Source organism: Polynucleobacter hirudinilacicola (genome assembly GCF_002192535.1).
GTDB lineage: Bacteria > Pseudomonadota > Gammaproteobacteria > Burkholderiales > Burkholderiaceae > Polynucleobacter > Polynucleobacter hirudinilacicola.
This window is the reverse complement of the sequence record NZ_NAIA01000002.1, coordinates 252334-266730: the sequence shown is the minus strand read 5'-3', so window position 1 is coordinate 266730 and position 14397 is coordinate 252334. Positions and strand designations below refer to the sequence as shown.

At 45.2% G+C, this 14397-nt stretch carries 12 protein-coding genes; 6 read left to right on the top strand and 6 right to left on the bottom strand.

All coding sequences use genetic code 11. The annotated features are described in order from the left end of the window. Positions 1-2: 2 nt before the first annotated feature. The 4 genes from B6A14_RS04075 to B6A14_RS04060 are packed head-to-tail and all read left to right on the top strand — an operon-like array spanning position 3 to position 5067. Complete coding sequence (locus tag B6A14_RS04075; protein WP_087909173.1) at positions 3-2891, top strand: molybdopterin oxidoreductase family protein; 2889 nt, start codon at positions 3-5, stop codon at positions 2889-2891. Beyond that, positions 2888-3547 (top strand): 4Fe-4S dicluster domain-containing protein, encoded by a 660-nt coding sequence (locus tag B6A14_RS04070; protein WP_087909172.1) that lies wholly within the window; start codon positions 2888-2890, stop codon positions 3545-3547. The genes B6A14_RS04075 and B6A14_RS04070 overlap by 4 nt, the downstream gene beginning before the upstream one ends. Continuing rightward, a complete protein-coding gene (locus B6A14_RS04065) occupies positions 3547-4482 on the top strand; it encodes a dimethyl sulfoxide reductase anchor subunit family protein (RefSeq protein WP_087909171.1) in 936 nt (311 codons plus the stop codon). Before B6A14_RS04070 ends, B6A14_RS04065 begins: the two co-directional genes overlap by 1 nt. 9 nt (positions 4483-4491) lie before the next feature. Next, a complete protein-coding gene (locus B6A14_RS04060; protein WP_236635651.1) occupies positions 4492-5067 on the top strand; it encodes a nitroreductase family protein in 576 nt (191 codons plus the stop codon). Between the two features lie 5 nt (positions 5068-5072). On the opposite strand, the gene B6A14_RS04055 is transcribed toward B6A14_RS04060, so the two are convergent. From B6A14_RS04055 to xsc, 4 genes are all read right to left on the bottom strand, one after another. Further along, positions 5073-5480 (bottom strand): aconitase X swivel domain-containing protein, encoded by a 408-nt coding sequence (locus tag B6A14_RS04055; RefSeq protein WP_087909170.1) that lies wholly within the window; start codon positions 5478-5480, stop codon positions 5073-5075. Then, positions 5477-6709: an aconitase X gene (locus B6A14_RS04050; RefSeq protein ID WP_087909169.1), complete on the bottom strand. Its 1233-nt coding sequence runs from the start codon at positions 6707-6709 to the stop codon at positions 5477-5479. Before B6A14_RS04050 ends, B6A14_RS04055 begins: the two co-directional genes overlap by 4 nt. Positions 6710-6727: 18 nt before the next feature. Beyond that, entirely contained in the window at positions 6728-7711 is a 984-nt protein-coding gene (locus B6A14_RS04045; protein ID WP_087909168.1) for a Bug family tripartite tricarboxylate transporter substrate binding protein, read from the bottom strand. Between the two features lie 92 nt (positions 7712-7803). Continuing rightward, complete coding sequence (xsc, locus tag B6A14_RS04040) at positions 7804-9612, bottom strand: sulfoacetaldehyde acetyltransferase (protein ID WP_087909167.1); 1809 nt, start codon at positions 9610-9612, stop codon at positions 7804-7806. Positions 9613-9754: 142 nt separating this feature from the next. Between xsc and B6A14_RS04035 the strand changes: the two genes are divergently transcribed. Next, positions 9755-10738, top strand: a complete 984-nt coding sequence (locus B6A14_RS04035) for an AAA family ATPase (protein ID WP_236635650.1) — start codon at positions 9755-9757, stop codon at positions 10736-10738. Continuing rightward, the gene (locus B6A14_RS04030; RefSeq protein WP_087909166.1) at positions 10713-12488 is read left to right on the top strand and encodes a cobaltochelatase CobT-related protein; all 1776 of its coding nucleotides are present in this window, start codon (positions 10713-10715) and stop codon (positions 12486-12488) included. The genes B6A14_RS04035 and B6A14_RS04030 overlap by 26 nt, the downstream gene beginning before the upstream one ends. Here the strand turns inward: B6A14_RS04030 and B6A14_RS04025 are convergent. Beyond that, entirely contained in the window at positions 12481-13200 is a 720-nt protein-coding gene (locus tag B6A14_RS04025; protein ID WP_087909165.1) for a GntR family transcriptional regulator, read from the bottom strand. The two genes, B6A14_RS04030 and B6A14_RS04025, sit on opposite strands and share 8 nt — an antisense overlap. Positions 13201-13208: 8 nt before the next feature. Further along, positions 13209-14381: a UxaA family hydrolase gene (locus B6A14_RS04020; protein ID WP_087909164.1), complete on the bottom strand. Its 1173-nt coding sequence runs from the start codon at positions 14379-14381 to the stop codon at positions 13209-13211. Positions 14382-14397 lie beyond the last annotated feature (16 nt).

Here is a 14397-nt window from a genome sequence, read left to right as displayed (position 1 = left end):
CTATGTTCAAAATATTTTCTAGCGACCCCGTGCATGACCCTATTAACAAGCAAGCACCAGCAACGGAGATCAAAAAAACTACCTGCTATATGTGCGCCTGTCGTTGCGGGATTAGAGCGCACTTACGAGATGGAAAATTAGTTTATATCGATGGCAATCCTGAGCACCCTTTAAATCAAGGTGTCATCTGCGCCAAGGGCGCCTCAGGAATCATGAAACAGAATTCTCCTGCACGCATCACGCAGCCGCTACTTCGTAAGGCTGGCAGTGAAAGAGGTGATGGTCAGTTTGAACCGATTAGCTGGGAAAAAGCATTTGATATTCTGACTGAGCGTCTTGCCAAAATTCGCGCCACTGATCCCAAGAAATTTGCGCTCTTTACTGGTCGCGACCAGATGCAAGCTCTTACCGGTTTATTTGCAAGGCAGTTTGGTACACCGAACTATGCTGCTCATGGAGGCTTCTGCTCTGTCAATATGGCGGCCGGAATGATCTATACGATTGGCGGAAGCTTCTGGGAGTTTGGCGGCCCAGATTTAGATCAAGCGAAATTGTTTGTCATGATTGGAACGGCAGAAGATCATCACAGCAACCCAATGAAGATTGCTTTATCGAAATTCAAACGGGCTGGTGGTCGCTTTATCTCAATCAACCCGGTGAGAACTGGATATTCTGCTATTGCCGATGAATGGATTCCGATCAAACCGGGGACTGATGGCGCTTTGTTTATGGCCTTGATGCATGAGCTTATTCGCCTTGAAAAATACGACGCCCAATTCTTAAAGCGCTTTAGTAACTCAGCGCAATTAGTGTGTATGGATTCGGGACCAGAAGAAGGTTTGTTTCTGTACGACCCCGACTCTGATCCACTGAATACAGATTTACCTCATAATAAATATATCTGGGATGAAAAATCCCAAAGTGCCAAACCTTGCTTTGCGCAAGGAACCGCACCCGCCTTACTCGGTGAATATGTGATGGGCCCAGGCCCACATCAAGGTAAAAAAGTTGCGCCTGCATTTGAATTGCTAAAAAGACAAGTCAGCGAAACTACTCCAGAATGGGCTGCAGCCATTACTAGCATTCCAGCAGAACGGATTCGCAAGCTTGCTCTTGAAATGGCAGATACTGCATTCGGTCAAGAGTTTAAGTTGCCTATCCAATGGACTGATTCTTGGGGTGAAAAGCATGACTCTGTAACTGGTAGGCCAGTTGCTTTCCATGCCATGCGCGGCTTATCTGCTCACTCCAATGGATTCCAGACAACTAGAGGCTTAGCAGTATTGATGTCGCTCTTGGGAACTATTGATCGTCCAGGCGGCTTTAGACACAAAGCTCCCTACCCAAGACAGGTTCCGCCTAATGCAAAACCCCCTTCTTCTGAAAATGATATCAAGCCAAACACCCCGCTAGCTAAACCTCCGCTGGGATGGCCAACACAGCCAGAAGATTTAGCGTTGGACTCTGATGGCAAACCACTGCGTATTGATAAAGCATATTCCTGGGAGCATCCTTTAGCCGCGCACGGTTTAATGCATAACGTGATTACTAACGCTGTTAAAGGTGATCCGTATTCCATTGATACGCTGATGATCTTCATGGCTAATATGTCCTGGAACTCCACCATGAATACCATGGAAGTTCGCGAACATCTCAATGCAAAAGGTGATGATGGCGAATTCAAGATTCCATTCCTCGTTGTGTGCGATGCATTCCAATCAGAGATGGTGGATTTTGCAGACCTAGTACTACCGGACACCACTTACCTTGAGCGCCATGATGTGATGAGCATGCTTGATAGGCCCATCTCTGAATTTGATGGTCCTGTTGATTCTGTTCGTATCCCTGTTCTCGAACCCCTAGGCGAATGCAAACCATTCCAGGAGGTGCTGATTGAACTGGCTTCTCGCTTAAAGTTTCCTGCGTTCACCACCCCAGAGGGGGATCGCAAGTTTAAAGATTATCCAGACTTTATTACCCGCTTCCAAACCACCCCTGACTCAGGTATTGGCTTCTTAAGCGGTTGGCGTGGCAAAGATGGTGATAAACCACTACGCGGTGAACCCAACCCAAACCAATGGCAAAAATATGCTGAGAATAATTGCGTTCACCAATATCACATGCCTCCGGAGCATCAATATATGCGTAACTGGAACAAGGGCTATTTAGACTTCTCAAAGGAGAATGCCCTACGCCAAAAGAACGATCCCATCATGATTGCGATTTACTCAGATATCTTGCAACGCTTTCGATTGGCATCCACTGGAAAACGTCCAGGTGCGCAACCTCCAGAACATTTAAAGGCGCGTATCTATAAATACTTCGATCCACTGCCTTTCTGGTATCCACCGCTAGAAGATGAAGCTACTGATCTCACTAAATTTACTTTGAATGCGATTACCCAGCGTCCAATGGCGATGTACCACTCATGGGACTCACAAAACGCCTGGTTAAGACAAATTCATAGTCATAACTATTTGTACGTCAATACCGCTACTGCCCTCAAGAGTGGTATCGCTGATGGCGCCTGGATGTGGATTGAGTCTCAGTGGGGGAAAGTTCGCTGCATGGCAAGACATTCCGAGGCAGTTGACCCAGGAACAGTATGGACCTGGAATGCTATTGGTAAAGCAGAATCCGCTTGGAGCTTAACCAACGATGCAGATGAATCTAAAAAAGGATTTCTGTTAAACCACCTTATCTCAGAAGAGCTTCCATTGGGTGGATTTACTGTAAGTAATTCTGATCCGATTACTGGTCAGGCTGGCTGGTATGACGTCCGTGTTCGACTGGCACCAGCTGATGAGAATGAACCAAAAGAAACTTGGCCGCAAGTAAAAGCATTTGAAGTTCCTGGAATGGCCCTCAAAAAATCGGGGGAGACAAAATGAGTAAAAAAAATAAACAACTAGCTCTCGTTATTGACCTGAATGTATGCGTGGGATGCCATGCTTGCGTTACTTCTTGCAAAGAGTGGAACACCTCTGGCTCAGCGGGTCCTTTGACTGATCTCAATGCCTATGGCGCCAGTCCAAGCGGAACCTTCTTCAACCGAGTACAAACTTTTGAAGCTGGCACCTTCCCTAATACACAAACAGTTCACTTTCCAAAGTCCTGTTTACATTGCGAAGAGCCTCCTTGCGTTCCGGTTTGCCCGACAGGTGCAAGCTATAAACGCAAAGAGGATGGCATTGTTCTCGTAGACTATGAGAAATGTATTGGCTGCAGCTATTGCTCTTGGGCCTGCCCTTACGGTGCGCGTGAGCTTGATGAAGAGCGCCAAGTGATGACCAAGTGCACTCTCTGCGTAGATCGAATCTATAGCGAGACTTTGCCAGAGGCTGAGAAGAAGCCTGCCTGCGTACTAGCCTGCCCTACTAGCGCACGTATTTTTGGCGATGTCCATGATCCAGAATCTGCCGCTAGCAAAGCGATCGAGGAACGCTCTGGTTATGCACTCATGCCTGAATGGGAAACACAGCCAGCCAATCACTATTTACCACGCTCCATTATGGAAACGATTGATGCAGCAAGGAATGACAAATAATGCGTCCACAATTTTCAATTATTTTCTTTACTACCCTGGTCGGAATGGCTCAAGGTCTGCTATTTTTCATAGCGTTAGCAAACTTGCATAATCAATCTATTCCCAACGCATTTCTCGCCAATCTAGCTCTACCAGTTGCTTTTGCCATCCTGGCTTTAAGCCTAATTGCTTCATTCTTTCACCTGGGCCACCCAGAAAGAGCATGGCGGGCTGCCATGATGTGGAGAACCTCCTGGTTATCAAGAGAGGTGATCGCACTACCAGCAGTCATGGCGGTAACAGTGGTAATTTTCCTTTATGCCAGCTTTGGCGAAGTGCCGCAGTGGCTATGGATTGTTCTACTATTGACTACGATAGTCCTTTGGATATGCACCGCCAAAATCTATCAATGTATTCGCTTCATTCAAGAGTGGTCGCATCCTTCCACCTTAACTAACTTTATTCTGCTGGGCGCAACTTCTGGCTGGATTTTATTAGAACTACTAATTGCGCTATGGGGCGATACCTCAGCACAAATGATTGATGCTCCACTCTCTGTCATTGCTTTTGTATTGTTGTTTCTATCGTTGAATCTGAAGCTTTGGATTTGGAGCCGCAATCGCAAACTAAAACCAAAATCGAATCTGGCTACGGCAACTGGAATTAAGGGTAACAATATTCGCCAAACCTCCATGGGACTCATGGGTGGCAGTTTTAATACTCGCGAATTCTTTCATCATCAAACAGATAAAGTGATTGCCAATATACGCAAGATTATTTTGCTTTGTGCCTATGTCATCCCCATGATCTTGATGGCCTATGCGATCACCTCACCCGATTTCTTAGTGATTACTTTGGCATTGCTCATTAACTACCTGGGTCTACTTGCTGAAAGATGGATGTTTTTTGCAGAAGCAAATCATCCACAAAATTTGTACTACCAAAGGGTCTCTTAAGCGCAACCGATGCCTATGGACCAATTTGCCGAACAGCTCATCCATGGCAGAACCCATATATCTCCTAAAAGACTAGGTAGCCCTGAGCCCAGTACATCCCAAAAAGAGACTATTCTCTTGGCGGCTAATGCGGCCCCTGATCACGGCAGAATGGTGCCATGGCGATTCATTGAGATTCAAGAGAGTAGTCGTTCTGCACTCGGGGAGGTCTTCCGTCAATGCCTATTAGACCGAGATCAAGCAGCCACTTCAATACAACAACAAGAGGCGCTTGATAAAGCTTCTCGGGGCCCACTGCTCTTGCTAGCCGTAGCAAATTACAAAGACAGCAATGAAGATATCAGCAAGCAAGAAAAGCTGATATCTCTTGGATGCGCCATTCAAAATATTCTATTGACTGCCTATGCCTTTGGATTTGGCTCCGGATTATCCAGTGGCCGAGCTCTACAGAGCGACCGAGTTAGATCACTATTCAAACTTACAAATGACGAGGAACCAATCTGCTTTATTACGATTGGCACTGTCTTAAAAAATAAGCCTGGTCGAATTCGGCCAAGCTTATCTGAATACCACTCCATTTTTTAAGAACGCTAGAGAACTTCGACGGTTTGATTCTTAGTATCAATTCGCAATCTAGCTCCGCTAGCAATAGCTTGTGTAATATCACAATCAAAACCACTTAACATGGGTATACCAGCATGGGCTGCGCCCTGAGCTAAGATTGGATTGACAGCATTGAAAATAATCGCTGATGGGCAAAGATCTCTAGACTTCATTTCATAAAGCATCCAGGCACTTGCTACGCCACCTTTAGCGGCATCTAGCACCAAAATTTTATCTTTATAGGACTGGCCAAATAGTTTATGAGCGGGTCGTGAAAATACCCCCTTCAGACGATCTAAATCGTAACGAGCTGAAAATCCATCGGATGCACTGAGGCACTCACCTTCGATACTCTGACCTTGAGCGTGTTTCGCTTTATATATTTTTCCACTCACTTTAATCTCCCGGTTACAGCAGCTTGCACACAATCTTCCATCGATGCCAACATTGGTGTATAGCCATAGCCGCCCAAAATATTAACTATCTTTGCGCTATTCGTTGCCAACACCTTCCATCCATTTGTCTCAGCAATTTCTCTGGCGTAAGACTGATAGAAACACATACCAGAAAATACTGTTCCGCCGGCATTCTCAATCATTTCGGTATAACCCATACGATCAGAGTCAGGCTTTACCTGAGGACTGGTCATAGCAAGTAAAGGTTTGATAAATTTCTTGCCATTACATAACTCGGCAATACTCTTCATTTCCATCAAACTTAATTGCGGAGCTGAAAATACAACTACATCAATCTCCTCTGCAATCCTGTATGAGTTTTGCAGACCCATTACCTCTTCTTTAGTAATGAGAACCTCTGGGAGATGTAAATATTCCAGATCGCCCGAGCGCAAGGCCTCAGGAGTCACGCCAAGCACATGAAATAAGGCTGTAGAACCAAAGCTAGCCATAGCTGCGCCAAAATGCTTCATAGCATCAGATCCAGGATGACCTTCAATCCCTTCAAGCACAGGCACTGACCAATAGTTACCTGATTTTTTGCCAATCAATCCACCTAGTGCGCCCCATTCATTTAGAGTCTGAGGGGTCCATGAAGTTTTGAAACGATGAGTTGGCTTGCGATGCTCATCTAGGTGATAGCCATAACGCGGAGTTCTGCCGGTAAGACCTGCCGCCAATGCCGAAGGGCCACCCTCAAAATTAGAGCGCGCACCACAAACGCTATTTGAGTAGATCACAACACCTGTATCGCCAAATGCTAAATGCTCACCATAAACTGGAGCCATGATTGTTTGGTAGTTAATACAGGTATCCGTCATTGATACCCCCATTTTTACAAAAGCATCGATCGCCCGTCTCTCCAACTCAAGCATTTTTTCGGTTTGACCCAATTGCTTTGCTTTAGTGAAATCGGTACCCCTTGGATCGGTGATAGTTGGAATGCGAACCATTCGATCTGCAGTGGAATATTTTGCAAGATCCTCTAACCACTCAACACCGGCCTCACCTAAACTCTCGGTATCAGCCATGATGTGAGCCTGGGATACGGGAACTAAGTCATTGGCTCCAAAAAATTCACCGACCTTAATTTGATGTTGAATTGCTATCTGCCTTACTGGACCAAACTCACCAGCAAGCATTGCCTTTTCTTCTGCATTCAGTTTCATTTGTTCTCTTATTTACTATTAATCAACAGTAGCACCAGAATCACGAACTACTCTAGCCCACTTAGCAATCTCACTAGTTTGGAAGTTAGCCAAACTTTCCTTAAAGTCGGTATTTGGTTGAACGCCTAAATTACCCAGGCGCTCCTTGAATGCGGCTGATTGTGCAATCTTCTCAGTATCAGTTCTCAGTTTTTTTGTAATTGGCTCTGGTAATTTAGCCGGAGCAAACAAAGCCCACCATGCAGTTGATTCAAACTGCGGATAACCCAACTCAGCTACAGTAGGCGTATTTGGCAACAAAGGTGAACGGGTTTTACTCGTCACCGCCAAGGCACGCAACTTGCCTGAGGTGATGTGCGGTAATACAGACTGAATTGGATCAAACATCAATGGGATTTGATTACCAATGAGGTCAGTTACAGCAGGAGCGCTTCCTTTATAGGGAATATGCTTCAATTTAATCTGAGTAGTGGATTCAAATAAAGCCCCAGTTAAATGTCCTGGAGTTCCATTTCCAGCAGTTCCATAGGCAATTGTCTCGGGCTTTGATCGAGCCTCTGCAATCAATTCAGCAAGCGTCTTAATACGATCACTCGAATTCACCACAATCACTACAGGAGCGGTCGCTACTAAAGCGATAGGCGTGAAATCTCTTGTCATGTCATACGGCAACTGTTTGTAAAGGCTGCCATTAATTGCATTTGTACCCACAGTGCCCATGAACAAGGTATAACCATCGGGAGCAGACTTAGCAACGAGATCCGCACCAATTGAGCCACCAGCTCCGCCCTTATTCTCAATTACTACTTGCTCCTTAAGACTTTCGCCAAGCAATAAGGCTAGTGGTCGAGCAACAATATCGGTTGGACCTCCCGGAGGAAATGGCACGATTAAGCGAATCGGCTTAATCGGATAGGCCTGTGCCATTACATTACTTGAAAGCAAAACCAATCCAAAACATGCCAAGAAACATTTACAAACTTTTATTGTTAGGCTATTCATCAGTCTGACCCCAGAAAAGTATGGATGGAAATAGTCTAGCGCAAAAGAAAAAGTCCAGTTAAACCGGACTCTCTCTTTATGCTCATGACGTCTTATACGTAATCCTTGTATTTATCCAGGAAACGTACTGGTTTAGATAAGGCATCGCGGCGGAATGGATCGCCTAGTTCACGAGTACACATAATCTCGATGACACAAGTCTTACCTTCCTTCATTTGCATATCAACTGCCTTCTTGAGGGCTGGACCAACCTGATCAAGCTGATCAACTATGATGCCTTCAGCGCCCATGGATTTCGCAATACCAGCAAAACTTGGGCTGTCCAGCTCGCCTGCTACAAAACGGCGATTATAGAAATCTACCTGGTTCTTTTTCTCAGCACCCCACTGACGATTATGGAAAACAATCGCAGTAACTGGGATATCGTGTCGAACCGCAGTCAAAATCTCCACCATACTCATTGCCCATGCACCATCTCCGGCATAAGCAATTGCGGGACGATCAGGCGCTGCTGCTTTCGCTCCAATAATGGTTGGTAATGCATAACCACAGTTACCGAAGCTCATTGGAGCAAAGAAGCTGCGTGGTTTTTCAAAGCGAAGATAGCTATTGGCAACAGAATTGATATTGCCAATATCGGTGGACACCATTACGTCAGCAGGCATTGCTTTTTCAAGCTCGCGAAGAACTTGACGTGGGTGCAAGTAATGACCTCCTGTTGGAGTCACTTCTTTTTTCTGCTCTTCAATCATGTCTAAGCTGAATGGGTCTTTTTCATGAGTCCAATCATCTAACTCTTTTTCCCATGCTGCTTTTTCTGCTGCAATCGTTTTTGCACGTTCAGCCTTGCTTGCATCACAGGCTAAGGTCTTACCTTCTAAGCGCTTGGTTAATGCAACTGCAGCAGCCTTAGCATCACCACAAATTCCTACAGAAATTTTCTTCACTAAGCCGAGCATCTTGTTGTCGGCATCGATTTGAATAATCTTTGCATTTTTAGGCCAGTAGTCCATGCCGTGTTGTGGCAATGTACCAAATGGCCCAAGGCGTGAACCAAGTGCAACCACCACGTCTGCCTGCGAGATCAGCTTCATCGCAGCTTTAGAACCCTGATAACCGAGAGGGCCACACCACAGTGGGTGGCTTGCTGGGAAAGAATCATTGTGTAAATAGCTATTCACTACTGGAGCACCAAGGCGCTCAGCAAATGCCTTGCACTCTTCAACGGCATCACCCATGACTACGCCGCCGCCAGAAATAATGACTGGGAACTTAGCGTTAGCCAAGAGCTCAGCTGCCTCATCCAAACTCTTTTCACCACCAGGACCGCGATCGAGGCGATTCGGCTGCGGAATCTCTACTTCGATTTCACCATAGAAATAATCACGAGGGATATTGAGTTGAGTTGGACCCATCTCAGATAAGGCGCGATCAAAACAGCGGCCAGTAAATTCAGCCATGCGCTTAGGATTATTGACATGGCCCTGATATTTTGTGAATTCTTCGAACATTGGCAGTTGATTGGCTTCTTGGAACCCGCCTAAGCCCATACCCATAGTTCCTGTTTCAGGTGTGATGATCACCACTGGGCTATGTGCCCAATAAGCCGCCGCAATTGCGGTAACGCAGTTACTAATACCAGGGCCATTTTGTCCAATCACAACACCATGATTACCGCTAACGCGCGCATAGCCATCAGCCATGTGTGCTGCACCCTGTTCATGAACAACAGGGATCAAACGAATACCTGCTGGAGCAAAAATATCCATCGCATCCATAAAGGCAGAGCCCATGATTCCAAAGATATCCTTCACCTTATTGGCGACCATCGTCTCCACAAATGCTTCAGAAGGGGTCATTTTTTGCGGGCCGGTAGGTAAATTAGCGCCAGACTTAGACATAAAGCTCTCCTAGGTATTCAATTAAACGGAACATTTTGTTCTACAATATGAATAATAATCGCGTATTTTTGGTAAAGTCAAGCATATAAACCCCAATATGGAATATATTTGACAACGTATTAAGACTTTTAAAGGCAAGGTAATGGCTGAAAGCACTTCTTCAATTGATTTAATGGGTTTACAGCCTGAAAAGCAGGTTTCCTTACATGCGGCCTTCCCTGAATGTCTTAGCTTTGCGGATTTTGAGATCCCTGCATTTATCAAAGCTACGGAGCTAGTACCCACTATTGACCCAAGCTATCAACTGAATCCAGAGGCCACATTAGCGATTCTGGCGGGGTTTGCTTTCAATCGAAGAGTCATGTTGCAAGGCATGCATGGCACTGGCAAGTCAACCCACATAGAGCAAGTGGCTGCTCGCCTGAATTGGCCCTGCTTGCGTATTAATTTAGATGGCCAAATCACCCGCATGGATCTGATTGGCAAGGATGTGATCGCCCTAGAAGATGGCAAACAAATTACCTGCTTTCAGGAGGGGCTCATTCCATGGAGTTTGCAACGCCCTATTGCACTCATCCTCGATGAATATGATGCAGGCCAGCCAGATGTAATGTTTGTCATTCAGAGAATGCTAGAGCGAGAAGGCCGCCTCACCCTACTCGATCAAAACAGAGTGATCAATCCCAATCCAGGCTTTCGAATCTTTGCTACCAGCAATACCGTTGGACTAGGCAACTGGAATGGCCTATATCAAGGCACCCAATTACTAAATCACGGTCAAATGGATCGTTGGGATATCGTTGCAGCATTGAACTACCTAGATCCGCAGGAAGAGCAAAAGATTTTGCTTGCCAAAGTACCCGAACTCTCCAAGAACCAGGCAATGGCAATGATTAGCCTTGCCAATCTCACTAGAAATGGTTTTGCTGCAGGTGATATTTCTACATTAATGTCCACTAGAACACTAATTACCTGGGGAGAAAACTGGCGCATCTTTAAAGACTTGCAGATTGCATTCTCTCTTGCATTTTTGAATAAATGTGAATCAGAGGAAAAAGCTTTGGTGGCCGAATACTACCAACGCTGCTTTGCTAGCGAGCTTGAAATCAGCAATAAATCAAACTAGCGCAATCAAGCTTATCTTGCAAACCCAAACCCATCAAGACTTCGAGCAACAACAGCAATATGGGGCAATGATTAGATCATTGTCTAGGGAAAAAAGTGCGCAGATTCGGGATTGGCAACTCTTTCACAATGCAGTACCGCTCGAGTCAATCGCTCCACACCTCAATCTTGAGAATCTAAAAGCATCCTGGGCTTATCCTCGTGGCATATTGGATGGCATTGGATTGCGCCTGCGCAATTCAGATGCGAGCTTACATGCTGCACTCGCCCCGGAAGGAATGATTGAATCTCTGATATTTGAGGTTCTAGAACAAATCCGCGTTGAAAGTAACTGTCCTGAGGAGCTCAAGGGATGCCGCCAAAATACTCAGACTCAATTCATAGCTTGGATGCAGCAATTTATTGCTAGTGGCGGCGTTGAAGGAAGTATTGGCCTGCTACTAGCCACCATCTTCTCTACCGTGTGGATGAAACTTAACAGTCAACCAATGCCACAGCTAATGCAAGATATCGTAGAAGCTACGAGAGCCGGTATAGCAGAAAACATGGGCCCGCTTTTAGTCAAACTCAAAGCAAACCGCAATGATCAAGAAGCGTATGCACGGGTAACGTACGAGATCATTAAGCTAGTTTCTGGATTGATCGCCGATGAATATCGCAATAATCCGAGTATCCGCACTAAACGTAAAAATCAAAGCGCTACTCATCTCAAAATTGAATGGGTGCCCCCTCATGCTGGGAAAATTGCAACCGATTTTAAGAGTCCAGCAAATCACTTAAGTGAGCAGCGTTATCTACTGAAAAAATCACTAGAAAAATATCATACCTATAACTCTAGCTATGACACTGAAGACGAAGCAAAGAAAAAAATTCGGTCGGCGCAATTGGCGATCTATCAAGATGAGTTAAATCAAGAAATCGCGAAACAAAATATTCCTTGGGCCAAGCTCATTAGAATTTATCAGCAAATCTTCTCTAGCCAACTACCAAGACGCTGGCAAACCACTGAAGCAGAGGGATTACTGGATCGTCGTTATCTTACGCGTGCTGTGACCTCCCCACTTCAATCGCCTCTATACAAGCAACTTGCAACAAGCAGCAAAATCAACGCCAGAACAACGCTTCTCATCGACTGCTCTGGGTCTATGAAAGAGCAACGCGTCAAAATTGCAAGCTGCGTAGATTCTTTGGTGAGAATATTGGAGCAGGCGGGTATCAAAACGGAAGTGCTTGGATACAGCACCAGCACATGGCAAGGCGGAAGGCCCTTTAAAGAGTGGCGTAAAAATGGGCAACCACCAAACCCTGGTCGCCTCAATGAACGAGCTCATTGGATTTTTAAAGATTTTGACACCAGTTGGAGAAGATCCAGAGCTGGCATAGCTGCTTTATTACGTCCTGAAATTTATGCAGAGAGTATTGATGGTGAGGCACTCATCTGGGCGACTGAACGTTTACAAAATAGCAGTGATAACCGATATACCCACAAGATGCTGATTCTATTTTCCGATGGCTGTCCAATGGATCGGGCTACCATTGAAGCGAACGGGGAAGAATTTTTGAAGAATCATCTTTTACAAGCCATTGCTTGGTGTGAGCAACAACCTAATCTTCAGCTATGGGGCTGCGGAATTGGGGAAGAATTAAGGCCATACTTTCCAAACCGCTTAAGCTGGGATCATGAAATACACAATCTCAGTGAAAACCTAATGAATTGGGCTAAAGAATTAAAGAACGTAAAGGCTAAGTAATTAGCTCATTGAAGTATTCATGATGAGAGGTATTAAGCGTAGAAATACGCCATTCAATCGGCTCATCTTGAATATCTAATGCCACTCTACGTATATGAAGCACAGGCGACTCCGGCTTTAATTTTAACCAAGTAGACATTTGCCTACCAGCCAACCCAGCCCGTAATCTCTCATTCGTTTTTACGACTGACTGGCCATAATGCATTTGATATAGCTGGTAAATGCTACCTTTTCGCTTATCAAACTCACTTCGAGTTAATTTCTTGAATCTTTTTTTATCCAAGGCAATATGATCGATCATCACACACTCATCTTCTAAATATAAGCGAGTAACAATGCGCCAAATTGGCGCTCCTTCTTTGATGGCTAGCTTTAGAGACTCCTCCTTACTTGCTTGCCCAGATTCAAAAGAAGCAGTCTCCACACGGGGGTAGTTTTTCTTATCGGCATCCCAACGAACAACGTGGAAAAAATAATAAAGCAGTCTTTTAGCATCGTGCTCAGCAAGATAGGTGCCCCTACCTTGACGGCGAACAACAATACCTTCCGATACCAGCTCATCCACCGCTTTGCGCAAAGTTCCTATAGATACATCCAACTCTTTGGCTAAATCTTTTTCGGCAGGCAATGCCTGCCCCATCAGATATCGGCCCCTGACCAGATCTGCAGTGATCTTCTGCTTAACTTCTTGATAAGCGGTCAGGGACTTCATACTTAGATTTATGCAGACTCGTACAAACGAGTCATCACAAACTCACGGTGACCTAAAATCTCAGCCGCCGTTAACTCACCATTTGCGGTTCTCAAAAGAGCATCAAGAAGCTTCTCACCGGCCGTATCCAAATTCTCTTCGCGACGCAAAATACCTGAAACATCCACGTCGATATGTTCAGACATCGTGCGCACTGTTTTTGGATTGGCGCAGAGCTTAATCACCGGAAGAATTGGGTTACCAATCACGTTACCCTGCCCAGTTGGGAAGAAGTGAGCTGCAAAACCTGCTGCCGCGCAAAGCGTAACCATCTCAGCAGCTGCTGAAGATGAGTCCATGAAATGCAAGCCAGGAATAGTTGGAGTTTCAGCTTTATCAAGCACTCCATCCACAACACATTTCTTACCGATCTTCTGAATATTACCGAGAGCTTTTTCTTCAATCGTTGTCAATCCACCGGCAATATTGCCTTTAGTTGGCTGGGAGTCTGAGAGATCACTAGTTTTATTTTTTTCGACTACATCTTGGTAACGATCAAACATTTGACGGAATTTTTTCTTAATTTCTGGCGTGCGGCAACGGGCCTCAACCAAATGCTCGCCACCAGTTAACTCTGTTGTTTCGCCAAAAACTAATGTAGATCCAATCTCATAAAGCTTATCAAATGCGTTACCAACTGTTGGATTTGATGCGCAACCAGAAGTGGTGTCAGATTCACCGCACTTAGTTGAAACCCATAACTCTGAAAGCGGAGCGGATACGCGCTGCTGTTTAGACGCATGCTTCATCATGGAGTAAGCAGCTTTACTAGCGCTTGCAATAGTTGCTGTATCGCCATTACCTTCAATCCAGAAACCTTCTACTGGCTTACCGGATGCTTTAATTCCATCAACCACAATCTTGGTCCACTGTGGCTCGATACCAATTACCACTACGCCAGCTACGTTTGGATTGGAACCGGCACCAATCAATGTTCTAAAGTGCAGCTCTAAGTCTGCGCCAAACTGAAGGCGGCCATAGGGGTGAGGAATGGCAATAGTGCCTTTAATATTATTAGCAACTGCTTCGCATGCGGCATTCGATAAATCATCTAAAGGCAGAATAACAACGTGGTTACGGATACCCATGCGACCATTTTCACGGCGATAGCCCATAAAAGTTGCTTGTTTTAAATTAATCATTTTTATCTTTCTTAAT